The organism is Streptomyces sp. NPDC003042, assembly GCF_053591315.1.
In genome coordinates, this window is sequence record NZ_JBSFTP010000030.1 from 1 (window position 1) to 25,515 (window position 25,515).

23 protein-coding genes and 2 tRNA genes are annotated in these 25,515 nt (G+C 71.6%); 6 read left to right on the plus strand and 19 right to left on the minus strand.

Going from position 1 to position 25,515, the window contains the following annotated elements:
* Nucleotides 1–163 precede the first annotated feature (163 nt).
* From ACWDYJ_RS17080 to ACWDYJ_RS17095, 4 genes are all read right to left on the minus strand, one after another.
* A tRNA-Met gene (locus ACWDYJ_RS17080) sits at nt 164–237 on the minus strand.
* A 67-nt stretch (nt 238–304) separates the two neighbouring features.
* Nucleotides 305–2,176: a tetratricopeptide repeat protein gene (locus ACWDYJ_RS17085; RefSeq protein WP_451566352.1), complete on the minus strand. Its 1,872-nt coding sequence runs from the start codon at nt 2,174–2,176 to the stop codon at nt 305–307.
* 223 nt (nt 2,177–2,399) lie between these two features.
* A tRNA-Met gene (locus ACWDYJ_RS17090) sits at nt 2,400–2,473 on the minus strand.
* 83 nt (nt 2,474–2,556) lie between these two features.
* A complete protein-coding gene (locus ACWDYJ_RS17095; protein WP_451566410.1) occupies nt 2,557–5,445 on the minus strand; it encodes a UPF0182 family membrane protein in 2,889 nt (962 codons plus the stop codon).
* Between the two features lie 157 nt (nt 5,446–5,602).
* Between ACWDYJ_RS17095 and ACWDYJ_RS17100 the strand changes: the two genes are divergently transcribed.
* Nucleotides 5,603–6,178: a PPA1309 family protein gene (locus tag ACWDYJ_RS17100; protein ID WP_451566353.1), complete on the plus strand. Its 576-nt coding sequence runs from the start codon at nt 5,603–5,605 to the stop codon at nt 6,176–6,178.
* Nucleotides 6,179–6,217: 39 nt separating this feature from the next.
* On the opposite strand, the gene ACWDYJ_RS17105 is transcribed toward ACWDYJ_RS17100, so the two are convergent.
* The 4 genes from ACWDYJ_RS17105 to ACWDYJ_RS17120 all read right to left on the minus strand — a co-directional run bounded on the left by ACWDYJ_RS17105 (nt 6,218) and on the right by ACWDYJ_RS17120 (nt 9,896).
* Nucleotides 6,218–7,306 (minus strand): YlbL family protein, encoded by a 1,089-nt coding sequence (locus ACWDYJ_RS17105; RefSeq protein ID WP_451566354.1) that lies wholly within the window; start codon nt 7,304–7,306, stop codon nt 6,218–6,220.
* A 77-nt stretch (nt 7,307–7,383) separates the two neighbouring features.
* Nucleotides 7,384–7,581 carry a hypothetical protein gene (locus tag ACWDYJ_RS17110; protein ID WP_451566355.1) on the minus strand — a complete coding sequence of 66 codons (198 nt, stop codon included), beginning with the start codon at nt 7,579–7,581 and terminating at the stop codon, nt 7,384–7,386.
* Nucleotides 7,582–7,781: 200 nt separating this feature from the next.
* On the minus strand, nt 7,782–8,243 hold the full coding sequence (locus ACWDYJ_RS17115) for a molybdenum cofactor biosynthesis protein MoaE (RefSeq protein ID WP_451566356.1): 462 nt from the start codon (nt 8,241–8,243) through the stop codon (nt 7,782–7,784).
* Nucleotides 8,244–8,738: 495 nt separating this feature from the next.
* The gene (locus ACWDYJ_RS17120; RefSeq protein ID WP_451566357.1) at nt 8,739–9,896 is read right to left on the minus strand and encodes an SDR family oxidoreductase; all 1,158 of its coding nucleotides are present in this window, start codon (nt 9,894–9,896) and stop codon (nt 8,739–8,741) included.
* Between the two features lie 191 nt (nt 9,897–10,087).
* On the opposite strand from ACWDYJ_RS17120, the gene ACWDYJ_RS17125 reads away from it, so the two are divergent.
* Both ACWDYJ_RS17125 and ACWDYJ_RS17130 read left to right on the plus strand, forming a co-directional pair.
* Nucleotides 10,088–11,485: a zinc-dependent metalloprotease gene (locus tag ACWDYJ_RS17125; RefSeq protein ID WP_451566358.1), complete on the plus strand. Its 1,398-nt coding sequence runs from the start codon at nt 10,088–10,090 to the stop codon at nt 11,483–11,485.
* Nucleotides 11,482–12,012 (plus strand): NUDIX hydrolase, encoded by a 531-nt coding sequence (locus ACWDYJ_RS17130; RefSeq protein WP_451566359.1) that lies wholly within the window; start codon nt 11,482–11,484, stop codon nt 12,010–12,012. The genes ACWDYJ_RS17125 and ACWDYJ_RS17130 overlap by 4 nt, the downstream gene beginning before the upstream one ends.
* Before the next feature lie 82 nt (nt 12,013–12,094).
* Here the strand turns inward: ACWDYJ_RS17130 and ACWDYJ_RS17135 are convergent, their stop codons facing one another.
* The 4 genes from ACWDYJ_RS17135 to ACWDYJ_RS17150 form a co-directional block, all read right to left on the minus strand.
* The gene (locus tag ACWDYJ_RS17135; protein ID WP_451566360.1) at nt 12,095–12,850 is read right to left on the minus strand and encodes an AIM24 family protein; all 756 of its coding nucleotides are present in this window, start codon (nt 12,848–12,850) and stop codon (nt 12,095–12,097) included.
* A 17-nt stretch (nt 12,851–12,867) separates the two neighbouring features.
* Complete coding sequence (locus tag ACWDYJ_RS17140; RefSeq protein ID WP_451566411.1) at nt 12,868–13,548, minus strand: AIM24 family protein; 681 nt, start codon at nt 13,546–13,548, stop codon at nt 12,868–12,870.
* 20 nt (nt 13,549–13,568) lie between these two features.
* A complete protein-coding gene (locus tag ACWDYJ_RS17145; RefSeq protein WP_451566361.1) occupies nt 13,569–15,224 on the minus strand; it encodes a TerD family protein in 1,656 nt (551 codons plus the stop codon).
* A 117-nt stretch (nt 15,225–15,341) separates the two neighbouring features.
* Nucleotides 15,342–15,980 (minus strand): M48 metallopeptidase family protein, encoded by a 639-nt coding sequence (locus tag ACWDYJ_RS17150; protein ID WP_451566362.1) that lies wholly within the window; start codon nt 15,978–15,980, stop codon nt 15,342–15,344.
* 113 nt (nt 15,981–16,093) lie between these two features.
* Here ACWDYJ_RS17150 and ACWDYJ_RS17155 point away from each other — a divergent pair, with 113 nt between their 5' ends.
* Nucleotides 16,094–17,272, plus strand: coding sequence for a TOMM precursor leader peptide-binding protein (locus ACWDYJ_RS17155; RefSeq protein WP_451566363.1), 1,179 nt, complete (start codon nt 16,094–16,096; stop codon nt 17,270–17,272).
* A gap of 73 nt (nt 17,273–17,345) precedes the next feature.
* Nucleotides 17,346–18,674 carry an ABC1 kinase family protein gene (locus ACWDYJ_RS17160; RefSeq protein WP_451566364.1) on the plus strand — a complete coding sequence of 443 codons (1,329 nt, stop codon included), beginning with the start codon at nt 17,346–17,348 and terminating at the stop codon, nt 18,672–18,674.
* A 31-nt stretch (nt 18,675–18,705) separates the two neighbouring features.
* On the opposite strand, the gene ACWDYJ_RS17165 is transcribed toward ACWDYJ_RS17160, so the two are convergent.
* The 5 genes from ACWDYJ_RS17165 to ACWDYJ_RS17185 all read right to left on the minus strand — a co-directional run bounded on the left by ACWDYJ_RS17165 (nt 18,706) and on the right by ACWDYJ_RS17185 (nt 22,596).
* The gene (locus tag ACWDYJ_RS17165) at nt 18,706–18,912 is read right to left on the minus strand and encodes a hypothetical protein (protein ID WP_451566365.1); all 207 of its coding nucleotides are present in this window, start codon (nt 18,910–18,912) and stop codon (nt 18,706–18,708) included.
* A gap of 106 nt (nt 18,913–19,018) precedes the next feature.
* A complete protein-coding gene (locus tag ACWDYJ_RS17170) occupies nt 19,019–19,351 on the minus strand; it encodes a hypothetical protein (protein WP_451566366.1) in 333 nt (110 codons plus the stop codon).
* Nucleotides 19,348–19,719 (minus strand): WhiB family transcriptional regulator, encoded by a 372-nt coding sequence (locus ACWDYJ_RS17175; protein WP_451566367.1) that lies wholly within the window; start codon nt 19,717–19,719, stop codon nt 19,348–19,350. Before ACWDYJ_RS17175 ends, ACWDYJ_RS17170 begins: the two co-directional genes overlap by 4 nt.
* A 197-nt stretch (nt 19,720–19,916) precedes the next feature.
* Nucleotides 19,917–20,252, minus strand: a complete 336-nt coding sequence (locus tag ACWDYJ_RS17180; RefSeq protein ID WP_451566368.1) for a hypothetical protein — start codon at nt 20,250–20,252, stop codon at nt 19,917–19,919.
* A 166-nt stretch (nt 20,253–20,418) separates the two neighbouring features.
* Nucleotides 20,419–22,596, minus strand: coding sequence for an ATP-dependent DNA helicase UvrD2 (locus ACWDYJ_RS17185; protein WP_451566369.1), 2,178 nt, complete (start codon nt 22,594–22,596; stop codon nt 20,419–20,421).
* 177 nt (nt 22,597–22,773) lie between these two features.
* Here ACWDYJ_RS17185 and ACWDYJ_RS17190 point away from each other — a divergent pair, with 177 nt between their 5' ends.
* Entirely contained in the window at nt 22,774–23,034 is a 261-nt protein-coding gene (locus tag ACWDYJ_RS17190) for a mycoredoxin (RefSeq protein ID WP_451566370.1), read from the plus strand.
* Nucleotides 23,035–23,093: 59 nt separating this feature from the next.
* On the opposite strand, the gene nudC is transcribed toward ACWDYJ_RS17190, so the two are convergent.
* Nucleotides 23,094–24,038 carry an NAD(+) diphosphatase gene (gene nudC / locus ACWDYJ_RS17195; protein WP_451566371.1) on the minus strand — a complete coding sequence of 315 codons (945 nt, stop codon included), beginning with the start codon at nt 24,036–24,038 and terminating at the stop codon, nt 23,094–23,096.
* A gap of 65 nt (nt 24,039–24,103) precedes the next feature.
* Complete coding sequence (locus ACWDYJ_RS17200; RefSeq protein WP_451566372.1) at nt 24,104–25,507, minus strand: dipeptidase; 1,404 nt, start codon at nt 25,505–25,507, stop codon at nt 24,104–24,106.
* Nucleotides 25,508–25,515 lie beyond the last annotated feature (8 nt).

Consider the following 25,515-nt stretch of genomic DNA (forward strand, 5'->3'; position numbering starts at 1 on the left):
TACAGTAAAGTAGGGGCGGGGCCTGACCACCGCCGATGGGGGGGGGGGGGGCGGGGGGGGGCCCCCCCCCCCCCCCCCCTTCTCTCTGTCTCTCTACGCTTCTCTTCACGTTCAAGAACGACTCAAGGCCCGGATCCATGGGATCCGGGCCTCGGGCCTTCAGTAGCGGGGACAGGATTTGAACCTGCGACCTCTGGGTTATGAGCCCAGCGAGCTACCGAGCTGCTCCACCCCGCGTCGGTAAACCTCACTGTACGGGGAGGGTGACAGCAGATGCAAATCAGTTAACCGGCCCGCGGAGGGACTACCCCGACAGCTCCTCGGCCAGCGCGTCCCGCAGCCGGGCCGCCCGCTCCGAGACCTCCGCCGGGCCCAGCTCCATGGCCCGTACGCACCACTTCTGCCCCTCCGACAGGTCGCCGTGCCGGGCCGCCAGGAGTCCCAGCCGCAGAGCGGCCCGGCCGTGGCCGGCGACCGCGGCGCGCGTCCACCACAGCGCCGCCTCGGGCTCGTCGCCCTCCCGCGCCAGCAGCAGCCCGAGGTTGAAGGCACCGTTGCGGGACCCCGCCTCCGCCGCCTCCCGGTACCACCGTGCGGCCACCACCAGATCCCCCCGGGCGGCGGCCAGCATCCCGACCCGCACCTGCGCCCGGCGGTGCCCCTGCTGGGCGGCCCGCTCGTACCACTCCTCGCTCTCGGTCCGCGCGGCGCCGCCGGCCGGCTCGCCCAGCGCCACCGGCTCCGGCGGCGGGGCCAGCGACTCCAGCAGGGAGGCCAGCCGGAACGCCGCCTCCGCGCTCCCGCCGCCCGCCGCGCACCGCAGGTGCCGCTCCGCGGCCCGCTCCGCGCCGTCCCGTACGAGCGCGATGCCGACCTGGAGCGCCGCGTCCGTATGCCCGGCCGCGGCGGCCCGCTCGTACCACTTCAGCGCCGTGCGGTCCTCGTCCCGGCTGGCGAAGAGGATGCCGAGGTTGAAGGCCGCGTCCACGCTGCCGGCTTCCGCCGCCTTGGAGAACCACGGCTCCGCTCCGGCCGCGTCCCCGACCTGGAGCAGCATGATGGCCAGGGCGTTGGCCGCCTCCCGGTGCCCGGCGTAGGCCGCCCGCCGGTACCACTGCTCGGCCTGCGCGGTGCGGTCCTGTGCCGCGCACAGCAGGGCGAGGTTGTACGCCCCGTTCTGGTCGCCCGCGTCCATGGCGGCCCGGTACCAGCGCTCCGCGGTCTGGGTCTCCCCGCGCGCGGCGTGCAGGGCGCCCAGCGCGTTGGCGGCGTTCCCGTCGCCGTCCTGCGCCGCCCGCAGCCACCACGCCGCCGCGCTCTCCTCGTCCCCGGCGTCGCGCAGCAGGAAGCCGAGCGCGCACGCGGCCCGGGCCTCCCCCTGCTTCGCCGAGCTGAGGTACCAGCGCCCGGCCTCCTTGAGCTCGCCGCGGGCCTCCAGCAGCGCGCCCAGGTGCAGCCCGGCGCGCCGGTGCCCGCGCGCGGCGGCCTGCCGGTACCACTGCTCGGCCTCCGCCGGGTCGCCCTTGCGCAGGTGCCGCGCCAGCCGGTACGCCGCTTCGCGGTGTCCCTGTTCGGCGGCAGCGCGGAACCACCGCTCCACTCCCTTGTCCCCGCGGTGCTCCAGGAGGTCGGCCAAGCCGTACGCGCCGAGGGCGTGGCCGGACTCCGCCGCCTGCCGCAGCCAGTACTCGGCGGCCGGCTCGTCGCCGCGTTCGCGGTAGTGGCGGCCCAACGCGTGCGCCGCCGGGGCGGATCCGGCCACGGCGGCCACCCGCCACCAGCCGGCGGCGTCGTCGGGGTAGCCCCGCTGGTGCAGCAGGACTCCCAGGTTGTTCGCGGCTGCGCGGTCCCCTTCCGCGGTGGCACCGCGCAGGTACGGCTCGGCCCCGGCCAGGTCGCCCCGGCGCAGCAGCAGCGCCCCGAGCACGCTCATGGCACCCGGGTCCCCCTTGTCGGCGGCCACCCGGTGGCGGGCCTCCAACTCGGCGTCGGTGGCCCCCTCGGCCTCGCCGAACGCTTCCTCCGCGCTGTGCCTGTCCAAGAAGTCCGCATCGGTCAATGCGGTTCGCGGGGAACCGGCCTGGGCCGCCCCACTGGTCTCGGTGCCCGACTCGGCCTCCGCCCTCACAAACCGCCCTGTCTCCAGCAGAGTTGACCTGTCCCCCATAAATCCCATCGTCGCATCACCTGCTACCCGCGTACACCTGGTATGTCGCAGCCAGTGAGGTCACTACAGCGTTTTGTCGACATGCCCACAGAGAGACAAGTCAAACACGCTCCCACCTCAACTCACCCGTCCCAGTGACCCCGTGTCCCCCGTGTGTCCCCGCCGCGCCCCCGCGCCCCGTCAGGGAACGACGAAGGCCCGGATCCCATTGGATCCGGGCCTTCGTCTTCAGTAGCGGGGACAGGATTTGAACCTGCGACCTCTGGGTTATGAGCCCAGCGAGCTACCGAGCTGCTCCACCCCGCGTCGGTGAAACCACAGTATCACGACACGGGACGGAGCCATTACCGCACGCACATATACAACTGGCCGGGCAACCAGCCGGCCAACTACCCGGCCGGCTTGGGCGCCGTCAGCTTCGCCTCCGCGTCGATCGCCCGCTTCAGCGCCGCCTCCAGATCGTCCTGGGCCTTGCCGTACGCGGCCCAGTCACCGGCCTTCATCGCCTTGTCGGCGTCCTCGACGGCCTTCTGCGCGTCGGAGAGGGCCGCCTTGACCGTCGGGTCCTGCGCGGCCGGGGGCGTCGTCGTGCCGTCGGGCGGAGTGGTGGGAGTCGTCGGCGTCGTGGGCGTGGTCGGAGCCTCGGCCCCGAAGACCACGTTCAACGCCTTCTCCAAGGTGTCCTCGAAGGCCGTCTGGCCGCCGTAGGTCACCAACACCTTGCGCAGCAGCGGGTACTTCAGCCCGGAGCTGCGCACGTACACCGGCTCCACGTAGAGCATTCCGCCGTCGAGCGGGACCGCGAGCAGGTTTCCGTACTCGATCTCCGAGTCACCACCGCGCAGCAGGCGGATCGACTCGGCGATCTTCGGTTCGGACTGGAACTTGCTCTGCACCTGCCCGGGGCCGTCCGGCGGCTTGCTCGTCGGCATCTTCAGGATGCGGATCTTGCCGTAGTCCGAGGTACCCGGATCGGCGTTCACCGCCATGAAGGCACTCAGGTTGGGCCGCCCGTTCGGCGTGAACGTCGTCGTGAGCGAGAAGACCTGGTCCTTCTCCTTCTGCTCCGGCATCTTCATCGACAGGTAGTACGGCGGAACCGCCGTACCGGCCTTGGTCGTCGGGTCGTCCGGGACGGCCCACGCCTCACTGCCGCTGAGGAAGGTCTGCGGGTCGGTGACGTGGTATCGCGTCAGCAGCTCGCGCTGGACCTTGAAGAGGTCCTGCGGGTAGCGGAGGTGGTCCATGAGCGGCTTGGAGATGTCGCTCTTGGACTTCACCGTCCCTGGGAACGCCTTCATCCAGGTCTTCAGGACCGGGTCCTGGGTGTCCCACTGGTACAGGCTGACCGTGCCGTCGTACGCGTCGACCGTGGCCTTCACCGAGTTGCGGATGTAGTTGACCCGGTTCTCCTGCGCCACCACCGCGCGCTGGCTGTTGGTCAGCGAGTCCGCGGTGCTCTGGCCCAGCGTGGTGCGCGAGGCGTAGGGGTAGCCGTTGCTGGTCGTGTAGGCGTCGACGATCCACTTGATGCGGCCGTCGATCACCGCCGGGTACGGGGCCCCGTCGATGGTCAGCCACGGCGCGACGGCCTCGACGCGGGCCTTGGGCGTGCGGTGGTACAGGATCCGCGAACCGTCGCCGATGGCACCGGAGTAGAGGATCTGCGGCTCGCTGAAGGCGAGCGCGTACGCCGCCCGGTTGACCGGGTTGTCGAGATTGACGCCGGAGCCGCCCTTGTAGCTCGTCTCCTTCTCGCCCTTGTCGTCCGAGTAGTCGAGCTCCTTCTGCGGTCCGCCGACGATCGAGTACTGCTTCGTCTGCTCGCCGTAGTAGATGCGCTGCTCGAAGTCCGTGCCGAACATTCCGTTGGAGGGCAGGTCGGACTGGGTGAAGTCGGGAGCGCCCTGGTCACCGACGGTGGTGCCCTTGGCCGCGACCACGCCGTAGCCGTGCGTGTACTTGAAGTGGTCGTTGATCCAGTTGTTCTTCGGGATGCCGCCGATGTTCAGCTCGCGGAGCCCGATGACCGTGTCCTGGCCGTCGTACCGGTCCACGGCGAGCGTGGATGGGAAGCCGTAGTAGCCCTTGACCTGCTGGAGCTGCTGGAAGGCCGGCGAGACGATGTTCGGGTCGAGGAGCCGGACGCTGGCGGTCGTGTCCGCCGCCCTGCGCAGCTGCTCCTTGTTGGTCCCCGGAGTCGGCGTACCCGGGTAGTCCTTGACCTCGGTGTCGCCGATCGCGTAGGCGTCGCGCGTCGCCTTGATGTTCTTCTCGACGTACGGGGATTCCTTGGCCTGCTCGTTCGGCTGGACCTGGAACTTCTGCACGATCGCCGGGTACAGCCCGCCGATCAGGATCGCCGAGAGGACCATCAGGCCGAAGCCGATGACCGGCAGCTGCCAGGTGCGGCGCCACAGGGTGGCGAAGAACAGCACCGCGCAGATCGCCGCGATGGCCACGAGGATCGTCTTCGCCGGCAGGTAGGCGTTGGCGTCGACGTAGCGCAGACCGGTCCAGTTGTCGGCCGCCTTGAAGTCACTGGACTTCACCGCGAGCCCGTACCGGTCGAGCCAGTAGGCGATCGCCTTGAAGGTGACGAAGAGGCCGAGCAGCACCGACAGGTGCCCGGTCGCCGCGGCGGTGGCCCGGGCGCCCGGGCTGGTCACGCGCAGGCCGCCGTACAGGTAGTGCACGACGACGGCGGCGATCACCGACAGCACGACCGCGGCGAAGCCGAAGCCGAGCAGGAAGCGGTACCAGGGCAGGTCGAAGGTGTAGAACGACACGTCCAGCTGGAACTGGGGGTCCTTCTGCCCGAAGGGCACCCCGTTCACATACATCAGCCAGGTCTTCCACTGGCCTGCCGCCGAGGCACCCGCGATCAGGCCGATGATCGCGGCGATGGCCAGGAGCAGCCACTTCTTGTACGGAGCGATGCTCATCCGGTAGCGGTCGAGGCTCTGCTGCTCCAACGACATGGCGCTGAGCGGCGGCCGCAGCCGGTACGCCAGCCAGATGTTCAGGCCGACGGCACCCGCCATCAGCAGACCGAAGACGGCGAAGAGCCCGACCTTGGTCCACAGCGTGGTGGTGAAGACTGAGGAGTACTTCACGGAGCGGAACCAGAGCCAGTCGGTCCAGAACCCCGCGAACATGATGAACGCCATGGCCAGGACGGCCAGGACGCCCAAGGTCATCAGAAGAGTCCGGGCGCGCCTGGACGGGCGGCCGACTCTCATCCGTGGCCCGGAGGGGCCTCCGCCGCGGTCCGGCATCTGGAAAGCCAAGGTGCGCACCTCGAAAGTCGCTGTGTCTGGTGTTGTCTCTGGTCTACTGAAGAGTTTCCAAAGCTGGGCCCCCGATCGTAGGGCCCACTCATGCAACTTACTGAGGCTTTAGTCAGTTCCCGGTATCGGGGGTGAAGGAGGCAGGATGTTGTCCATGTCCAACCTTTCGCCTTCCTCCTCCGGCACCCCGATGGCGGCCAGCCCGCTGACCCGCGCCGTCCTCGAGATCGACGAGTACGCCGCCACCCTCGGCTGGGACAAGCCGGCCCGGCTGTTCGCCCTGGTCGACACGGCCCGGCTGCGCAAGCAGGAGCCGGGGCTCGCCCGCCAGCTCGGCCTCGACCAGGACGACACCGGCAAGAACCAGCTCACCCCGATCGAGCAGGACGAGGTCCCTGCCGGCACCCCGCTGGACAAGTTCCTGGGAACCATCGCCTGGCCCGCCGCGATCGTCGGGTGCGCCCTGACGGTGGAGCGGCTGATGCTGCCGCCGTCCGCCGAGGCCTCCGTACCGGAGGGGCTCAGCGACAAGCAGCTGACCAAGTGGGTCGCCGCGCACCCGGACCGCCAGGAGGTACGCCTCACCGTGGGCGTCCTGCGTGACGGCTCGCGGGAGTCCGCCGTACGACTGCGGGAGAAGGACTCGTCCAGCGAGGTGCTGACGGGCGCGACCCTGGTGCCGGGGCTGGCCGAGGCGCTGGCCGCGACCTTCCTGGACTAGGACGCGGAGGGGATCGCGGAGGGGCCGCGCAGGGGCCGGTCAGGGCTTGGTGCACTGCGGCAGCCCTGCCGTGTCCCCCTTGGCGATCTTCTCCAGCGCCTTGGTGGCCTCGTCGATGGTGGAGACCTTCACGAGGGTCAGGCCGTCGGGCACGTGCGCGGCGGCGGAGGCGCAGTTCTCGGCCGGGGTGAGGAAGTATTCGGCCCCGGCCTGGCGGGCTCCGACGGTCTTCATCTGGATGCCGCCGATGGGGCCGACCTTGCCCGCGTCGTCGATCGTGCCGGTGCCCGCGACGAACTCGCCGCCCGTGAGGTTCTCCGGGGTGAGCTTGTCGACGATGCCCAGGGCGAACATCAGGCCGGCGCTCGGGCCGCCGACGTCGGCGAGCTTGATGTCGATCGGGAACGGGAAGGTGTGGTCCGTACCGGCCCGGATGCCGACGATGGCGTGGCCGTCGTCCGCCGCCTTGCCCGCGGTGACGGTGACCTTGGCCGAGGTGCTCGGCTCGCGGTTGGTCTTCTCCGCCTCGGCGGCCTCGGCGGCCGGGACGACGGTGAACTCCACCGGTTCGCCGGGCTTGTGGTTCGTCACGAGCTTGGCCACGTCGGCGGGGCCGGTGACGGCGGTGCCGTCCACGGACTTGATCACGTCTCCGGCGTGCAGCTTGCCCTCGGCGGGGCTGGCCTTGACCACGGAGGAAACGATCACGCGCGCGGAGACCGGGATGCCGAGCTGCTTGAGAGCGGCCACCTTGGCGCTCTCCTGCGACTGGCTGAACTCCTCCGCGTTCTCCTGCGTGGATTCCTTGTCCGTCTTCCCGTTCGGGTAGAGGTTCTCGTGCGGCACGACGATGTTGTCGTCGGCCAGCCAGCCGTACACCGCTTCCAGCAGGTTCATGTCGTAGTCGGCGCTGGTGACACGGACCGTGGTCATGTTGAGGTGGCCACTGGTCGGGTACGTCTTGCGCCCCGAGATGCTGAGGACCGGCTCACCGCGCGAGTCGCCGAGCGTGTTCACGGTCGGGCCCGGGCTCATCTCGGAGTACGGGACCTTCAGGAAGAGCCCTGTGCAGAGCAGCGCGAACAGCATGAGGGTGGAGGCGAGCATCGTCGCAGTGCGGCGTGGCATGGAATCGACAGTACGGGACGCCTCTGACGGGCGGCCCCTGGGGCCGGTCCGTACGGGGCGGGGGCTCGCGGGACGCGTCAGACGGCGTCGGAACCGGAGTGCGCGCTCTCCTTTGCCCTGGCCTGATCGGCCCTGTCCATCGCCTCGCGGAATCTCGCGTAACCCGCGAGTTCGGATATGTCGCCGGATGTACGGTCACGTGCTGCCCAGCTGCCCCATATCGCCGCTCCGATCGCGGCGGACAGCGGAATCAGCAACCATGCCAGTGACGCCATGGGCGTGCCTCCCTGCCCCGAAAGTACGTGTCGTCGATGGCTTCAACGCTCGTGCCCGAGAGGGGGTTACGCAAATCGGGGGCGTGTTGCGCGGCCGAACGGGTGTGACGTTACCGCCTTCCGAGTGTCAGTCCCCGCCGGGGTGCTTGAACCGCCCCGAAGGCGGTCGGCCGCGCCGGACTCCGTACGCCGGAGGCGACTCAGCAGGCGCCGACCCACTCCTCCGTGCCGTCGGCGAACGTCTGGTGCTTCCAGATCGGGACCTCGTGCTTGAGGTCGTCGATCAGCATCCGGCACGCCTCGAAGGCCTCGCCGCGGTGGGGGCAGGAGACGGCGACGACCACGGCCAGGTCGCCCACGGCCAGGTCGCCGATGCGGTGGACGGCGGCCAGGGCCCTGACCGGGTACTTCGCGACGACGCGCTCGGCGACGCGGCGCATCTCGGCCTCCGCCGACGGGTGCGAGGAGTAGCCGAGCGAGTCGACGTCGGCCCCGCTGTCGTGGTTGCGCACCGTGCCGACGAAGAGCGTCGTGCCCCCCGAGGCGTCGTCGCCGACGGCCTGGAAGACCTCGTCGATCGAGAGCGGGGTGTCACGGATTTCGAGCAGCCGGATCGGGTCCGGAGCGGCCTGCTCGCCGGGGTGGTCGAAGTGCGGTGCCATGCCTTCATCGTGCCCTAGCCGCTGACATGGCGGAATAGCCGATTCGCCCGGGCCGGGCCCGCCGGCTTGGGAGCCTCCTACAGAAACCGGGCCCCGGGCCCCTTCCCCTCCGGGCCGCCTCCCCCTGCCCACGGTCCCGTCACCCGCCCCGGCCTTCCCCTTTCACGGGGCGCACGGAACGCCACAGCGTGTGCCGGCCCTGCCTGACCCCGCAGGGTGCGGCGCGGCACGGCGCAGCCGGTGCGGACCCCACGCGGAGCGGCCCAGGCGAAGCCCGCCCGCGGGCCACACCGTGTCGTCGGTGCGGCTCTACCGGGCACGGGAGCCGCGGGGCGCGGTGTACCCGGTGCGGCCCCATCCGGGCCGCAGCTGGCGGCCGTCCGGCCCTGCCGGGCCCCGGCAGGCGGACGCGCGGCACGGTGCGACCGCGCGCCGGCCGTGCACGGCCCCGGCCCGGCGGGAGAGGCGGGGTGGACCCGTAAACGGCCGGCCAGGTCAGAGCCCGCGGCGTTTGCGGGCGCGGCGGACCGCGGCGGCGGCGCCCAGGAGGGCGACCGTCGCGCCGGCGGCGCCCGCGGCCGTGGCGGCGTCCTTGCGGCCCAGGCGGCGCCCCGCCACCGTGTGCCGGCCCGCGACCTCCTGGAGCAGCTCGGCCAGCACCTCCTCATTGGTCCAGCGGGGCCGCCAGCCCGCCGCGTGCAGCCCGCTGACGCTGACCACCCACGGGTGCATCGTGTACGCGAGGTCCCCGGCCGGAGACGGGGTCAGGCCGATCCGGTGCAGCCGGGCCGCGGCCCCCAGGGCGACCGCCGAGGGCAGTTCCATGCGGCGGATGCCGCTCAGCTCCTCGACCTCCTCCTGCTCCAGCCAGCCCTCGCAGCCGACGGCCAGCTCGCCCTCGACCTTCTCCAGCGCCGCGTACTCCAGTGCGCTGACCAGGTCCTCGACGTGGCAGAACTGCCAGGTGGGCCGGGATCCGGCCACCACGAGGAGCCGTGGGGACTCGAAGTACCGGGTCAGGGCGGTATCGGTGCCGCCGACCAGGACGGCGGGGCGGACCACGGTCACGTTGAGCCCGGGGTGCGCCCGCGGCGCCCGGCGGCCCAGGCGTTCGATCTCCAGCAGGTCGCCGACGCCGGTCGCTTCGGCGGTGGCCCGCAGTTCCGAGTCCTCCGAGAGGGGGATGTCGTTGTCGGGGAGGGCTCCGTAGACCATCGCCGAGGTGCACAGCACCACCCGGTGCACTCCGGCGGCCGCGGCGGCGGTCAGGACGGTCTGGGTCCCGCGGACGTTGTACGCCGTACGGGCCGCCGGGTCCGTCTCCAGGTCGAGGTCCAGCGCGAGGTGGACGACGACGTCGGCGCCGCGCAGCTTCTCGGCGATCGCGGGGTCGCGTACGTCCAGGATGTGCCACTGCGCGTCCGCGCAGTCCCCGCGCCGTTCGTCGATGGCGACGACCTGCTTGACCTCGTCGGATGCGGCGAGGCGGGTGACCAGGGCCGCGCCGACCCCCGACGCGGCACCGGTCACCGCGATCACGGGGCCTCGTACGGCCGGGTTTCGCGGCTGGCGAACGCCCGAGGCGCTGTCACCGTGCTCAGGGCGGTTTTCGGCGTCGTGCGGCGCGCGACCTTGCGGATCTGGGGAACTCACCGGGCGTCTCCAGCGGTTGTCTTCAGTGGGGACGCGCCGTGACGCGTACCTACCAGGTGATGTCCATCCTGCCGCAGCCCAGGAGTCGGCGGAGCACCGAGCCCGGAAGCGGGTGCGGTGTCTACGCTGGGTGGTGTTGTCGGACCATCGCCGTCGGCTCCCGCCGGCGGCCCTACGAGCCGAGGAAACCCGTGAGCGACACCCCATTCGGATTCGGCCTTCCGCCGGAGGAGCCGGAGAACGGCGACGAGGGCAAGAAGAGCGGCCAGGGCGGCCAGGGCGGTCCCGCGAATCCGTTCGGGTTCGGCCCCGGCGGCCTGCCGGGCGGCGCGGACAATCCGTTCGCCGCGATGTTCGGTTCGATGAACCCGAACGATCTGGGTGCGGCCTTCCAGCAGCTCGGCCAGATGCTGAGCTACGAGGGCGGTCCCGTGAACTGGGACATGGCCAAGGACATCGCGCGCCAGACCGTCGCCCAGGGCACGGCGGACGGCGTGAAGGACGCGAGCGTCGGCCTCGCGGAGAAGTCGGCGGTCGAGGAGGCCGTGCGCCTCGCCGACCTGTGGCTGGACAGCGTGACCTCCCTGCCGTCAGGTGCCAACACGGCCGTCGCGTGGAGCCGCGCCGAGTGGGTCGAGGCGACCCTCCCGGTGTGGAAGGAGCTCGTGGACCCGGTCGCCGAGCGGGTCGGCGCGGCCATGGGCAGTGTCCTGCCCGAGGAGATGCAGGCGATGGCGGGCCCGCTGCTCGGCATGATGCGCTCCATGGGCGGGGCCATGTTCGGCCAGCAGATCGGGCAGGCCGTGGGCGTACTCGCGGGCGAGGTCGTCGGCTCGACCGACATCGGGCTGCCGCTGGGTCCGGCCGGCCGGGCGGCGCTGCTGCCGCTGAACATCGAGAGCTTCGGCAAGGACCTGAGCGTCCCCTCGGACGAGGTACGGCTCTACCTGGCCCTGCGCGAGGCGGCCCACGCGCGGCTGTTCGCGCACGTGCCGTGGCTGCGTTCGCACCTGTTCGGCGCGGTCGAGGGCTACGCGCGCGGCATCAAGGTCGACACCTCCAAGCTGGAGGACGTGGTCGGCCAGCTCGACCCGTCGAACCCCGAGCAGCTCCAGGAGGCGCTGCAGGGCGGCATGTTCCAGCCGCAGGACACCCCGGAGCAGAAGGCCGCCCTGGCCCGCCTGGAGACGGCGCTCGCGCTGGTCGAGGGCTGGGTGGACGCGGTCGTGCACGAGGCGGCCAAGCCGCGGCTGACCTCGGCCGACGCCATGCGCGAGACCATGCGCCGGCGGCGTGCCTCGGGCGGCCCGGCGGAGCAGACCTTCGCGACCCTGATCGGGCTGGAGCTGCGTCCCCGGCGGCTGCGCGACGCCTCGCGACTGTGGGCCTCGCTCACCGACGCGCGCGGTGTCGAGGGCCGCGACGGGCTGTGGGAGCACCCGGACATGCTGCCGACGGCCTCCGACCTGGACGACCCGGACGGGTTCGTGCACCGCGAGCAGCTCGACTTCTCGGAGATCGACAAGATGCTGGGTGAGGCCGCCCAGAAGCGTGACGAGGACGGCAAGAACGGCGACGAGAAGAAGTGAGCCTGTACGACGACGCGGTCCTCGTGCTGAAGGGCTACGAGGGCCAGCCGGAGATGCGCGATCTGTACCTGGAGCACCTGGCCGGGCATCCGGACGGGGTCTACAAGCCCTGCCGGGCCGGGCACGTCACCGGCAGCGCGCTGGTGATCGACCCGGCGCGCGGGCGGGTCCTGCTGACCCTGCACAAGAAGCTGGGCATGTGGCTCCAGATGGGCGGCCACTGCGAGGACGGCGACACCACGCTGGCCGGGGCGGCGCTGCGCGAGGCCGTCGAGGAGTCGGGCATCGCCTCCGGGCTGACCCTGCTGCCGGGCGGGCCGGTGCGCCTCGACCGGCATCCGATCCCGGCGCCGTGCAACTGGCACCTGGACGTGCAGTACGCGGCGCTGGCGCCGGACGACGCGGTGGCGGAGATCAGCGCGGAGTCGCTGGACCTGCGCTGGTTCCCGTACGCGGAGGTCGCGGCGGTCGCCGACGCCTCCGTCGTACGCCTCGTCGAGGCGACCCGGGCGCGGCTGGACGCGTAGGCCGACAGGACGAGGCAGGGGCGGGTCCGCGCGATGCGCGGGCCCGCCCCTGCCTTTGCCGTAAGGGCTCTGGTTCTGCCGGCTAGTTCCAGGCGTTGTTCTGGTTCTGGGCGTGGGCGCCCTGCTGGCCCATGCCGAACTGCGCGGCCGCGCCCTGGCCGATCTGCGCGTTCTGCGGCGGCAGCACCTCGCTGGGCTGCACCAGCGCGAAGCCGGTGCCGAGGAAGCTGAGCTCCCAGCCCTCGCCGGTGTTGCCGCGCCGCCGCCAGACCCCGGTGGAGTGGGTCTGTGCCTGCATCTGCACGCGCAGTGAGGTCGACCAGGCGACGATCGCGTCGGCGTCGGCGTTGACGTACTTGTCCGGGGTGACCTGCATCATCAGCGGCTGTCCGGAGGTCATGAGGGCGACCTTGCCGCGGCCGGTGATGTTGAGCTGGTACTTGCCGGACCCGGAGATCCCGTACTGGCTGTCCACCGCGATGACCTCGGTGTGCAGGGTGGAGTCCAGGGCCAGCACGTAGCCGCTGTCGACGGTGAGCCCGTCGTGGTCCACGTCCAGGACGTGCACGTACTGGGCCAGGTTGGCCAGGTAGACCGTGCCCTGCCCGGAGCAGCGCATCAGGTCCAGGCCCTCGCCGGTGCGCGCGCGGGCGCCCCGCTGGCTGGTGGTCTGGATCTCTCCGTCGAAGTCGATGAGGCCCTGGTAGGCGACCATCGCGCCCTTGCGGGCGAGTACGTCGTCGGTGCCGTTCAGCGAGACCCGCAGGAGCTGCGGGTTCTGGACGGTGTACCGGTCCTGGGACTGCGCTTCCGCGTAGCCGAAAAGTGCGCTCTGCATGATGTGTCCGCTCCCCCTCAGCCCCGGGCCCGGAGCCGGTCGGTGCTGTCCTCGCTGGGCTGTACGACGACGATGCCCTGGCCGGAGAAGGCCATCTGGTAGGCCTCCCCGCTGCCCCGGCCGATCATCGACGAGGCCTTGAAGCTGCGCTTCCCCTTGACCTTGAGGTTCGGGGACCAGGCGACGAGCGCGTCCGGGTCGACGTACGTCTCGTCGTCCCCGCGGCCGCAGTCAACCACGATCGGGGTGCCGCGGGAGGTGATCGCGACCCAGCCCGTGCCGGCGATCTGTACGTTGAACAGGCCCTGGCCGGCGAACTTCGCCATGCCCTTGACCCGCTCGACGCCCCACTGGAGGTGGGCGTCGAAGGCCAGGAGGTTGGTGCCGTTGACCGAGAGGTTGTCGTTGTTGAGGTTGATCACGACGACGTCGGCGCCGTAGTCGGCGAGGTAGAGGAGCCCGTCGCCGGTGCACTTCATCAGCGGGGCGCCCTCGCCGGTCAGCCACTGCGAGGCCATCTGGCGCACGGCGGGCGGATTGGGCTCGTACTGGACGAAGCCCTCGTAGGCGACCATCGAGCCGGTGCGCGCGAAGAGGTCCTGGCCGCTCTGCATGGCGACCTTGAGCATGGCGCGGCCGTGGTTCTCCATGCGGGCCGTGACGGGGGTGGGGGCGTAGCCCGCGAGCTGCTGGTTGATTGCGTTCATGACGGGCTCCCTCAGACCTCGTACGGCTGGACGACGATGAAGTTGCCGGGAGCGCCGCGGAACTGGAGGTTCACGGTCTCCCCGCTGTGCCCGGGGTAGGCGTTGCGCCGCAGCCGGACCTGGCTGGAGATGATCACCTGCGAGGCGGCGGACCACGCGACGATGGCGTTGCTGTCCGCGAAGGTGGTCGGGGTGACGGGCAGGACGACGGGGATGCCGTGCGTCTTGACGATCACCGTGCCCGAGCCCTGGAACTGCATGGTGAACAGGGCGCCGCCTGGGATTCCGTGGCCTTCGATCCGCCGGACCTCGTGCTGGAGGGACTCGTCGAAGGCGAGGACGTTCTCCGCGGAGACGCAGATCGCGTCGCCCTGGAGCTCGATGGCGTGCAGGTGCGCACCGTTCTCGGCGAGGAAGACCTGGCCGCGGCCGGTACAGCGCATGAGCTGCATCTCCTGGCCGGTGGCGTTGCCGACGATGCGGCCGGCGAAGCCCGCGCTCTTGTAGCTGAAGTCGACCTTGCCCTGGTAGAGGACCATGCTGCCCTGGCGGGCGAGGACGGCCTGGCCGCCCATCGCCAGGTCGACCCGCATGAGCTGCTGGTTCTGCGCGGTCCAGCGGGCGCCGGTGGCGGCTTCCTTGTAAGGCTGGAGGGCGGCGGCGAGGCCGGCGCCGGTCGCGGCGGCGGCCTGCGGGGCCTGGCCGTAGCCGGGCTGCTGGCCCGGGACCTGGCCGTACGCCGGCTGCTGGCCCGGGACCTGGCCGTACGCCGGCTGCGGCTGCTGCCCGTAGGGAACGGGGGCGGGGGCGGGAGGCGGCACCTGGCCGCCGTACGAGGGCTGCGGCTGCTGGCCGTACGGGGGCGGGGTGGGCTGCTGCGGCTGCGGCGGGTGCCCGTACGGCGCGGGGGCCGGGGCGGGCGGGGCCAGCGGCGCCGCCATGGTCGGGGCCGAGTGCACCGGCGCGGGCGCCGGCGCCGGGGCGCCGAAGGAGGGCGCCGGGGCCGGAGGCTGCTGCTGCGGGGCGGGCGCCTGGGCGGGGGCGCCGAAGGACGGCGCCGGGGCTGCTGCCTGCGGGGGCGGGGCGAAACCGGGCGCGGCGCCGGCCTGGGCCGGGACCTGCTGCTCCGGCTGGGCTTCCTCGGCGACCTCGCCGCCGAAGTTCTTCAGCAGGGCGGCGAGCCCTCCGTCGAAGCCCTGGCCCACGGCGGCGAAACGCCACACGTCCTTCAGGTAGAAGTCGCCGATCATCAGCGCGCGCTCGGTGCTGAACTCGGCGCCGGTGAAGGAGTAGCGGACGACCTCCTCGCCTCCGGCGACGATGCGGATGTAGCCGGGGCCGATCTGCGACATCTGCCCGGCGCCGTCGAGCGTGGCGGTGAAGGAGAGCTTGTGGATCGTCGGCGGAACGCGGTCGAGGGTCACCCGGAAGGATTCCGTGTCACCGGCCTGCGCGCCGAGCTGCTGGATGGACTCTTCCGGAGACTTCGGCTGGTTGAAGAAGACGAAGTAACGGTCGTCCGACAGCTGCTCGTTCGCGTCGAGACCGAAGCAGCTGATGTCGAAGGTGAGTCCGGGCCCGGCGATCTGCACGCCCACGTACAGATCGGTGCCCGGCGTCAGATCGCTGATCTTGGCCTTGTGGCCGCGTTGGAATTCCCTGGCCATGCGTACGACCGTCCCCCATCCCGACTGTGAATCCGTGGCGCTCAGGCTAACGGCAACTGCCGACATCCGGCCAAGTCGGTACCGACCCGGTACAAATCACGGTCGCCGCCGTGACGGTCATTCCTCGCGGGCGGCGGGGACCTTCGGGAGGCGCTCGGCCGCGACCACTCCCTCCAGATACCCGCGGGCCCGCTCGGTCTTCGGGTACGCCTCCAGCAACTCCCAGAACCGGGGCCCGTGGCCGGGCACGAGGAGGTGCGCCAGCTCGTGCAGGAGCACGTAGTCGACGACGTACTCCGGCATTCCCTGGAGGCGGTGGGAGAGCCGGATGCTGCCCTCGGCCGGGGTGCAGGAGCCCCAGCGGGTGTTCTGGTTGGTGACCCAGCGCACCGAGCGGGGGCGGGCGCGGGCGCTGAAGTACTGCTCGGACAAACGCTCGGCGCGCTCGGTGAGTTCCGTGTCCCCGAGGGTGCGCTTGCTCTCCTGCGCGGCGAGTTTGTCGAGCATGACGCCCACCCAGCGCTGCTCTTCCGCCTCGGACATCCGGGCAGGGATCAGGACGACCGTCCGGTCACCCTCGCGGTAGGCGGACACGGTCCTGCGGCGGCGCGCGCTCCGGCGGACTTCGACGGCGCGCTGGGGTGGGTCGGCGGACACGCCACGACGGTACCCGGTCGCCGTGGCCGAAGTCGCGCCCGTCCGGGCATCGAACGTGATCGATTCCCGGGTGGCGGCCGGAACACCCCATTTCTTCATCTCATATGCCTGATTCCCCTTCCCTGTGGACAACTTTCCGCACGTCGTCGGGCGGACGGGCAATGTGGGCGACGAACGGAAAAGGTGCGGTATGCGAGCGAGGAGGAACGGCGATGTATCCGAAGGTGAAGCCGGCGTTGGCACGGGCCTGGCGGGATCGGCAGACGGTGCAGTTCGGCGTGACCCCCGCCCATGCGGTGGTGCTCGGACCGGTGGACACGGCCACCGGATCGCTCATCGACCGGATCGACGGGACGCGGGGGATGGACATGCTGCGGGTGGAGGCCTCCGGAATGGGCCTCGCGGAGGGGCTGGTGGACGAGCTGGTCCGGCGGCTCGCGGCAGCCGGGCTGCTCGACGACGTCACGGCGGGCGGGCAGCGGGCCCAGGCGGTGCGACAGCGTCCGGAGGTCCTGGAGCGGCTGGGTCCCGATCTGGGCTCGCTCTCACTGGTGCACCGGGAGCCGGGTGGTGATTTACGGGGCGTCGCGGCGCGCAGGGCGATACGGGTCCAGGTGCGCGGGAGCGGCCGGGTGGGGGCGGTGATCGCCACCGTCCTGGCGGGAGCCGGGGTCGGCCGGGTCGAAGTACTGGACGGCGGCCGGGTGCTGCCGGCCGATGTGGCGCCGGGCGGGCTGGGCCCGGGGAGCGTGGGCCGGCTGCGCGCCGAGGCGGCGGCGGCGCTCGTACGGGAGTCGGCCCCGGGGAGGGCTCCGCGGGCCGGGGAGTGGGCGGGGCCGGAGCCGGGGCTGGCGCTGGTGGTGGTCGCGCCCCGGGACGGGTTGCAGGCGTGGGCCCCCGACCCGGAGACGGCCGCCGACTGGGTGGGCACGGGCATCCCGCACCTGTACGCGGGGGTGCTGGAGGGGACCGGGCTGGTCGGGCCGCTGGTGCTGCCGGGGACGACGGGCTGCGCCGGATGCATGGAGCGCGACCGGGTCGACCGGGATCCGGGCTGGTCGAGAATGCTGGTCCAGTGGCGCTCGGCGCACCACCGCCGGGCCACGGCGGCCTGCGACCTGGGGCTGTCCACGGCGGTGGCCGGCCTGGCCGCGGCCCACGCGCTGGCCTTCCTCGACGGGGAGGTCCCGGCTTCGGCAGGAGCCCGCTGGGAGGCCGCCCTGCCCGGACTGCGCTGGGAGCGCTCCGCGGTGTGGCCCCACCCGGACTGCCCTTGCGCGGCGGCCACCGCCCCGCAGCCGGAAGCCGGCGCGGATGGTACCGACGGGGGTCGAGCGGAGCTGGAGGGTGCCAAGGCAGGATCGGCCTCGGAGTGCGCGGGAGGGCCGTGACAGGATGCGTCGCAGCCGAAGTTCGTCCTGAACCGCCGCTTGCGGCACAGCTGTCTGGGAAATGGAGGGGCGCATGTCTGATCTTCCCCTGAAGGCGGTCACTCGTACCGTCAAGCTGGCCGCGCTGCCACTCGGGATAGCGGGCCGGGCCACTTGGGGGCTGGGGAAGCGGATCGGCGGCAAGTCGGCCGAGATCGTCGCCCGCGAGCTCCAGCAGCGCACCGCCGAGCAGCTGTTCCGCACGCTCGGGGAGTTGAAGGGCGGCGCGATGAAATTCGGGCAGGCCCTGTCGGTGTTCGAGTCCGCCCTGCCCGAGGACGTGGCCGGACCCTACCGGGCGGCGCTGACCAAGCTTCAGGAGGCGGCCCCTCCGCTGCCCGCGGGGCGGGTGCACCAGGTACTGGCGGAGCGGCTCGGCGAGGACTGGCGGGAGCTGTTCGAGGAGTTCGAGGACAAGCCGGCCGCGGCCGCCTCGATCGGGCAGGTCCACCGCGCGGTGTGGCACGACGGGCGGCAGGTGGCGGTCAAGGTCCAGTACCCGGGGGCCGGGGAGGCGCTGTTGTCGGACCTCAAGCAGCTGAGCCGGTTCGCCGGGCTGCTGGGGCCGCTGATCCCGGGCATGGACATCAAGCCCCTGATCACCGAGTTGCGCGACCGGGTCACCGAGGAACTGGACTACGAGCTGGAGGCCGAGGCGCAGCGCACGCACGCGGACGCTTTCGACGGCGACGTGGACGTGGTCGTCCCGGATGTCGTGCACCAGGGGGACCAGGTGCTGGTGACCGAGTGGATGGAGGGCACCCCGCTGTCAGAGGTGATCGCCGACGGCACGCAGGAGGAGCGCGACCAGGCCGGACAGTTGCTGGCCCGGTTCCTGTTCTCGGGGCCCGCGCGCACCGGTCTGCTGCACGCCGATCCCCACCCCGGGAACTTCCGGCTGATATCGGGGGCCGACGGGCGGATGCGGCTGGGCGTACTGGACTTCGGCACGGTCGACCGGCTGCCGGGCGGCTGGCCCAAGCCCATAGGCCGGTCCCTGCGGATGACACTGGACGGAGACGCCGAGGGGGTCTACGGGCACCTGTCCGCCGAGGGGTTCGTGAAGGAGTCCATCGCACTCGACCCGGAAGCGATGCTCGACTACCTCAAGCCGATGATCGAGCCCGCCGAGGCCGACGAGTTCACCTTCACCCGGACGTGGCTGCGCGGGCAGGCGGCACGGATCGCCGATCCCCGCTCCCCCGCGCACCAGTTGGGCCGCCAGATCAATCTGCCGCCGTCGTACCTGCTGATCCACCGGGTGACGCTGAGCACCATCGGGGTGCTGTGCCAGTTGGGCGCGACGGTGCGGCTGAGGGACGAACTGGAGTCGTGGCTGCCGGGGTTCCTGCCCGAGGACTGAGCGGGAAGCCCGAGCGGGACCACGGCCGCGGTCACCACCAGGAGGAGTCGAGTCTGCCCTCGATCGCCCGGATGTTGGCCCGGGCGCAGTCGTCGCAGAAGTACTGTCTGCTGCCGTTCTCCATGGAACAGGTCCAGGTGGGCGGGGCACCGTCCGGGGAGCGGGCACCGCAGCGCGCGCAGACGACGGGCTGGGCCTCGGATCCTTGCGGTCCGCGGCGGGGAGTCGGCTGGTCCACCTCCAGACGATATCCCCGCGGGGGTTGACCGCGCTCCGCAACGCACCGGGGGGACCGGTCCGTTCGGACCGGTCCCCCCGGGTGGTTCTTCGGCTCTTGCCGACTCTTAGTGCATGACGGCCATGGCCAGCGCGCGCCGGGCGCGCATGGAGACGCGCTCGGCCTTGCGCTGCATGCGCCGAGCGGCGACCAGGCGCAGGGCGTGACGCTCGGCGTCCGCCTCACGCATGCGGTCGTCCATATGGGCACGAGCCATGGCTTCTGGGATGAGTTGCATTTCGCGGGTCCTGTTCTGACGCGAGGTAATCGCGCCGGCGGTGATGAAGTCTGCGGTGGCGGAGCCGTGCGGCTGCTCGCTCGTGGTGGCGTGGGGGGACATGAGGGCCTGCTTCAAGGGGTCGCGCGTCAGGGGGCGGTCGATGGTTCCGGTGGCGGTCATGCCGCTGCGACCGGGTTCTTGCGCGGACGGCCACGCGGCCGCTTGCGGGCGACGACGACACCCTGGACGAAGAGCTCGCCACCCCAGACACCCCAGGGCTCGCGGCGCTCCTGGGCGCCGGCGAGGCAGGCCTCGACCAGCGGGCAGGTGCCGCAGAGGGACTTGGCGTACTCGACGTCGGCCGGGGACTCGGCGAAGAAGACCTCGGGGTCGAAGGTGCGGCAGGGGACGGGCACGCCGAGGTTCTCGATGGCGTCGTCGAGCGCGGTGAGCGCGGTGAGGGGGGTCAAGGTGGAGTCCTCCGGGACTGCGGGCGGGGAGATCGTTTGGGTCTGCGGTACGGACGGGGCGTGCGCTTCGAGTTGCACGGTGTTTTCTTCCTCGTCTTGTTCGGCTAGTCGTTCCGGCCGGTCGGCCGGGTGCGGCTGGGCTACGTCGTCTCACCGACTGGTCTTGCCAGTCCCGAGGCCCCTTCGCTGCGTCGTCCCCGTTCGGGGACAAACAAAAGGGCCGCGGATCCCGGGTGGGGTTCCGCGGCCCTGAAGGCGCCGGCCTGATCTTTCGATCAGGCTGGATCACTCCAGGGTTCGAGCCCACGGAAGGCCCACATCAGGTGGTGCTGCTGCTTCGTCGTCTTCGTCTGCTGCGTCTTGAATCGGGCACTGGCGGCACCGGCTGCGGCCGCGAAGCCATAGGCGCCATGCGCCTGGGCTTCCAGTACTGCCACCGGTGCCTGGGTCGGTCGCTCATTGCGCTCGCTGACCGGAAGGGTCGCCAGCAGGGCGGGGCTGTCAGCGCAAATCGCGGACAGACCGGTACCCCGGAGGGAGACAGAACCGAGCAGGCAGGAAGCGTCGACCGAGCGATCGGTCATTTTGGTGAAGGTCATGAAGCTGGCCACTGGTCTCGCCTCCTCTCGGCGTCTCGGGGACTCGGCCCGGGGGCCTGTCCCTACGTGTTCGGATAAGTACAGCACGGATCCTGGGCTTCGGAGAAGCCACCGTTTCCGTTGCTAAGAACCTATGGGGATTCGCTGGGCATGCGCAAACTATTTTTCCGACGAGTTTCTACGCGTCGTCAGAATCCTCGCCCCCAGGCTCCTGGCCTGCGCAGATGGCCAGGACGTCGGCTCCGTACCGCTCGAGCTTACGGCCTCCCACCCCCGAGATCATCGAGAGCTCTCCCTCCTCCGCGGGCGTGGCCTCCGCGATGGCCATCAGCGTCTTGTCGGTGAAGACGCAGTACGCGGGCAGACCCTGGGCCTTCGACTGGACGGCGCGCCACTCGCGCAGCCGCTCGTAGAGACCCTCGTCCATGTCGGACGGGCAGTCCTCGCAGCGCATCAGCTTGATGTCCCCGGCCTCGGTCAGGGTCTTGCCGCAGACCCGGCACAGCGCCGGGCCGCGGCGGCCGCGCTTGCGCGTCGCGCGCTCACCCGGCGCCCCCGGCCCGCTGCCGGGGGCCGCGGAGCCCGGCCGAAGGCCGTTCAGGAAGCGGCTGGGCCGCCGGGAGGCCCGGCCGCCCGGAGCCCGGGAGAGCGCCCAGGAGAGCGTCAGGTGCAGCCGCGCCCGGGTGACGCCGACATAGAGGAGCCGGCGCTCCTCCTCGACCTGCTCGTCGGTCTTCGCGTAGGTGATCGGCATCATGCCGTCGGCGAGGCCGACGAGGAAGACGGCGTCCCACTCCAGACCCTTCGCCGCGTGCAGCGAGGCGAGGGTGACGCCCTGCACGGTCGGGGCGTGCTGTGCGGCCTTGCGCTCCTCCAGCTCGATCGTCAGGTCCGCCAGGGTGGCGCCGGGCCGGGTGCGGGCGAAGTCCTCGGCGAGGCGCACCAGCGCGGCGAGGGATTCCCACTGGTCGCGCACGGCGCCGGAACCGGCGGGCGGCTCGCTGGTCCAGCCGGTGGAGCTGAGGACGGCCCGGACCTGGGAGCCGAGCTCCACGACGTCGTCGAGCAGCGGGTCGTTGCCCCCGGAGCGGGCGGCTCCGCGCAGGGCGAGGACCGCTTTCTGGACCTCCTGGCGCTCGAAGAACCGCTCGGCGCCGCGCAGCTGGTAGGGGACTCCGGCGTCGGCGAGGGCCTGCTCGTAGACCTCGGACTGCGCGTTGATCCGGTAGAGCACGGCGATCTCGCCGGCCGGGACGCCCGCCGCGATCAGGTCGCGGATCCGGTGGGCGACGCCCTCGGCCTCGGCGGGCTCGTCCGGGTACTCGGCGTAGACCGGGTCGGGACCGGCCTCGCGCTGGGAGATCAGCTCCAGGCGGTGTTCGGCGGCTCGGCCTTTGGCCTGGTTCAGCAGACCGTTGGCGAGGTGGACCACCTGGGGGGTGGAGCGGTAGTCGCGGACCAGCTTGACCACGGTGGCATGCGGGTAGCGGGTGCGGAAGTTCAGCAGGTGGTCGGGGGTCGCGCCGGTGAAGGAGTAGATGGTCTGGCTGGCGTCGCCGACGACGCAGAGGCTGTCGCGCTCGCCGAGCCACAGGTCCAGCAGCCGCTGCTGGAGGGGGCTGACGTCCTGGTACTCGTCCACCACGAAGTGCTGGTACTGGGTGCGGATCTGCTCGGCGATGTCGTGGCGGTCCTGGAGGATGCCGACGGTGAGGAGCAGCACGTCCTCGAAGTCGATCATGCCGCGGTCGCGCTTGAGCTGCTCGTACGTGCCGTAGATCTGGGCGATCTCGGCCATGTCCCGGGGGGCCTCGCGGCCCGCCTTCAGGGCGGCCGCCGGGTAGTCGGCGGGCACGGTCTGGGTGACCTTGGCCCACTCGATCTCGCCGGTGACATCGCGCAGCTCGCCCCGGTCGAGGCGGATGCGGCTGCGCGACCCGGCCTCGGCGACGAACTGGATCTTGCGCTCCAGCAGCCTCGGCACCTCTCCGCCGATGGCCTTGGGCCAGAAGTACTGGAGCTGGCGCAGGGCGGCGGAGTGGAAGGTCCGGGCCTGGACCCCGCCCGCGCCGAGGGTGCGCAGGCGCCCGCGCATCTCGCCGGCGGCGCGGTTGGTGAAGGTGACGGCCAGCACACTGGCCGGCATGAGCTGACCGGACTGGACGCCGTAGGCGATGCGGTGGGTGATGGCCCGGGTCTTGCCGGTACCGGCGCCGGCGAGCACGCACACCGGCCCGCGCAGGGTCGTGGCGACCTCGCGCTGCTCCGGGTCGAGGCCCAGGAGCACGGCGTCGGCGGCATCGGCGCCGGGATCGCCGCCGGCCGCGAAAGCTGGGGTGTGCGTTGCTGTGGTCACCCCGCCATGCTGCCAGGTCTCGTGGGTCGGACGGGAAACTTGTCCACAGGCTGAGGGTGTCCGTCATATCACCACACCGGTTCCGTCACACCGGTCGCCGTGCGGGAATGGCGGGGTGGCGGCAGGCGTTCGAGTACTCGGTTCCACCGAGACCAGACCTCACAGAGGAGAGCGAGCATGCAGGACACGGGTTCCGTCACGATGTACAGCACGACCTGGTGCGGCTACTGCCGTCGGCTCAAGAGCCAGCTGGACCGGGAAGGCATCGCGTACAACGAGATCAACATCGAGCTCGACCCGAAGTCCGCGGCTTTCGTGGAGCAGGCGAACGGCGGCAACCAGACCGTTCCGACCGTCCTCGTGGTCTCCTCCGCCGGCAGCGAGTCGGTCATGACGAACCCCTCGCTCGCCCAGGTCAAGCAGGCCCTCGCCGTCTGATGTCCCCTGACAGCCGTGAAGGCCCCCGCCGTCGGCGGGGGCCTTCGCCGTGACGTCGGTTACCGGCCCGGCTTCGGCAGCGGCTTGCCGTACCAGCTCTCGACCAGGCGGGCCGCGATGGAGATGCCGCCCGACGGGGGCAGGACCTCGCCCGCCTCGATCGCCGCGCACAGGTCGTCGCGGGAGAACCAGCGGGCCTCCTCGATCTCCTCGCCGTCCACCGTGATCTCCGAGGTGATCGCACGGGCCGTGAAGCCCAGCATCAGGCTGTACGGAAAGGGCCAGGGCTGGCTGGCGACGTACTCGACGGCGCCGACCTTGACGCCCGCCTCCTCCCACACCTCACGGATGACGGACTGCTCGATCGACTCGCCCGGCTCCACGAAGCCGGCCAGCGTCGAGAAGCGGCCCTCCGGCCAGTGCACCTGGCGGCCCAGCAGCGCGCGGTCCTGCTCGTCCGTGACCAGCATGATCACGGCCGGGTCGGTGCGCGGGTAGTGCTCGGCGCCGCAGCCGGGGCAGCGGCGGATGTGGCCGGCCGCGGCGACCACCGTGCGCTCGCCGCAGCGGGAGCAGAAACGGTGCATCCGCTGCCAGTTCTCCAGCGCCACCGCGTGCACCATCAATCCGGCGTCGCGCGGGGACAGCAGCAGCCCGGCCTCGCGCAGCCCAGCCGGGCGGGCCGACTGGTCCATCCGGCCCGGCAGCGCGTCCTTCTGGAGCGCGAAGTACCGTACGCCGTCCTCGTCGGTGCCCAGGAAGTAGCGGTGGGTCTCGGTGACCGGTGCCTCGAAGGCCGGGGTCATCACGATGCCGCTGCCGCCGTCGGGGGTGTCGTCGATCAGCACCTGGCCGCCGGAGACGACGAAGACGCGGGTCGTCGGGTGGCTCCAGGCGGCGGCGAGCCACGCCTCGTCGAGGCGGTGGTGCGCGGCGCGGTCGATGCCGCTGGGCGCGGCGAGCGAGAGCGGCCGCTCGGTATGGGTGCTCACAGGTACTTCCAACTCCCCCGGTGGTGGGACAAGGCAAGCGTGGCGGTGGGTGCGTGCGTCGTGCGTGGGCGGATGCGTCAGGCCGTCTTCCAGTGGTCGGCCAGGTCGCCCCACAGGTAGGCGGTCGTCTCGACGCCCTTGAGGAGCAGGTCCAGCTCGACCTTCTCGTTCGGCGAGTGCCAGCCGTCGGAGGGTACGGAGATCCCGAGGAAGAGGACGGGCGCGTGCAGGACGTCCTGGAGGTCGGCCGCCGGTCCGGAGCCGCCCTCGCGCGTGAAGCGGACCTGCTGCCCGAAGGCGCGGCCCATGGCCCGTACGACGGACCGCAGCGCCGGGTGGTCCAGCGGCGTGAGGCAGGGCCGGGTCGGCGCGCCGAACGTGATGGAGTGCCGGATCCCGGCGGGGACCCGGGCCGCGACCCAGTCCTTGACAGCCGCCTCGATCTCGTACGGGTCCTGCCCCGACACCAGGCGGAACGACAGCTTCAGGTGGGCGGAGGCGGGCACGATCGTCTTGCCGCCGGGGCCCTGATAGCCGCCGCCGATGCCGTTCACCTCGGCGGTCGGGCGGGCCCAGACGCGCTCCAGGGTGGAGTACCCGGCCTCGCCCGCCGCCGCGTAGGACTTGGCCGTACGCAGCCACTCGGCCTCGTCGAAGGGCAGCTCCGAGATCAGCCGGCGTTCGGCGTCGGTCAGCTCGGTGATGTTGTCGTAGAAGCCGGGGATGGTGACCCGCTCGTCCTCGTCGTGCAGCGCCGCGACCAGGCGGGCGGCGACGGTGGCCGGATTGGGCACGGCCCCGCCGAAGGCACCGGAGTGGATGTCCTGGTCGGGCCCGTGGAAGTCGATCTCGCAGTCGGCGACACCGCGCATGCCGGTGCAGACGGTGGGGGTGGTCTCGGACCACATGCCGGTGTCGGAGACGATCACGACATCGGCGGCCAGCTCCGGGGCGCGGGCCTCGACGAGCGCGCGGAAGTGCGGGGAACCGGACTCCTCCTCGCCCTCGATGAGGAGCTTGAGGTGCACGGCGGGGGCTGCGGCGCCGGTGGCGGCGAGGTGGGCCCGTACGCCCAGGGTGTGGAAGAACACCTGGCCCTTGTCGTCGGCCGCGCCGCGCCCGTACATCCGGCCGTCCTGGACGACCGGCTCGAAGGGCTCGGTGTGCCAGCCGTCGGCGAGGGCGGCGGGCTGGACGTCGTGGTGACCGTAGACGAGGACGGTGGGGGCCGCCGGGTCGGCGCTCGGCCAGTGGGCGAAGACGGCGGGGGCGCCGTCGGTCTCCCATATCTCGGCGACCGGGAAGCCGGTCTCCTTGAGCTTCGCGGCGAGCCATTCGGCGCTGCGCCGTACATCACCCGCGTGCTCGGGCTGCGCCGAGACGGAAGGGATGCGCAGCCACTCGGCGAGGTCGTCGAGGAAGGTCGCGCGGTGGGTGTCGATGTACGTGCGGACGACGCTGTCCGCCGGGAGGTCGCTCATGCCCACGA

Bases quoted from the DNA above. Each gene is read 5' to 3' on its own strand.
- ACWDYJ_RS17190 (WP_451566370.1), top strand. From the start codon at position 22,774: ATGCAGGACACGGGTTCCGTCACGATGTACAGCACGACCTGGTGCGGC.
- ACWDYJ_RS17135 (WP_451566360.1), bottom strand. From the start codon at position 12,850: ATGCAGAGCGCACTTTTCGGCTACGCGGAAGCGCAGTCCCAGGACCGG.
- ACWDYJ_RS17115 (WP_451566356.1), bottom strand. From the start codon at position 8,243: ATGGCACCGCACTTCGACCACCCCGGCGAGCAGGCCGCTCCGGACCCG.
- ACWDYJ_RS17155 (WP_451566363.1), top strand. From the start codon at position 16,094: ATGTATCCGAAGGTGAAGCCGGCGTTGGCACGGGCCTGGCGGGATCGG.
- ACWDYJ_RS17110 (WP_451566355.1), bottom strand. From the start codon at position 7,581: ATGGCGTCACTGGCATGGTTGCTGATTCCGCTGTCCGCCGCGATCGGA.
- ACWDYJ_RS17200 (WP_451566372.1), bottom strand. From the start codon at position 25,507: ATGAGCGACCTCCCGGCGGACAGCGTCGTCCGCACGTACATCGACACC.
- ACWDYJ_RS17150 (WP_451566362.1), bottom strand. From the start codon at position 15,980: ATGAAGAAATGGGGTGTTCCGGCCGCCACCCGGGAATCGATCACGTTC.
- ACWDYJ_RS17160 (WP_451566364.1), top strand. From the start codon at position 17,346: ATGTCTGATCTTCCCCTGAAGGCGGTCACTCGTACCGTCAAGCTGGCC.
- ACWDYJ_RS17095 (WP_451566410.1), bottom strand. From the start codon at position 5,445: ATGCCGGACCGCGGCGGAGGCCCCTCCGGGCCACGGATGAGAGTCGGC.
- ACWDYJ_RS17105 (WP_451566354.1), bottom strand. From the start codon at position 7,306: ATGCCACGCCGCACTGCGACGATGCTCGCCTCCACCCTCATGCTGTTC.
- ACWDYJ_RS17100 (WP_451566353.1), top strand. From the start codon at position 5,603: ATGTTGTCCATGTCCAACCTTTCGCCTTCCTCCTCCGGCACCCCGATG.
- ACWDYJ_RS17145 (WP_451566361.1), bottom strand. From the start codon at position 15,224: ATGGCCAGGGAATTCCAACGCGGCCACAAGGCCAAGATCAGCGATCTG.
- ACWDYJ_RS17085 (WP_451566352.1), bottom strand. From the start codon at position 2,176: ATGGGATTTATGGGGGACAGGTCAACTCTGCTGGAGACAGGGCGGTTT.
- ACWDYJ_RS17170 (WP_451566366.1), bottom strand. From the start codon at position 19,351: ATGACCGCCACCGGAACCATCGACCGCCCCCTGACGCGCGACCCCTTG.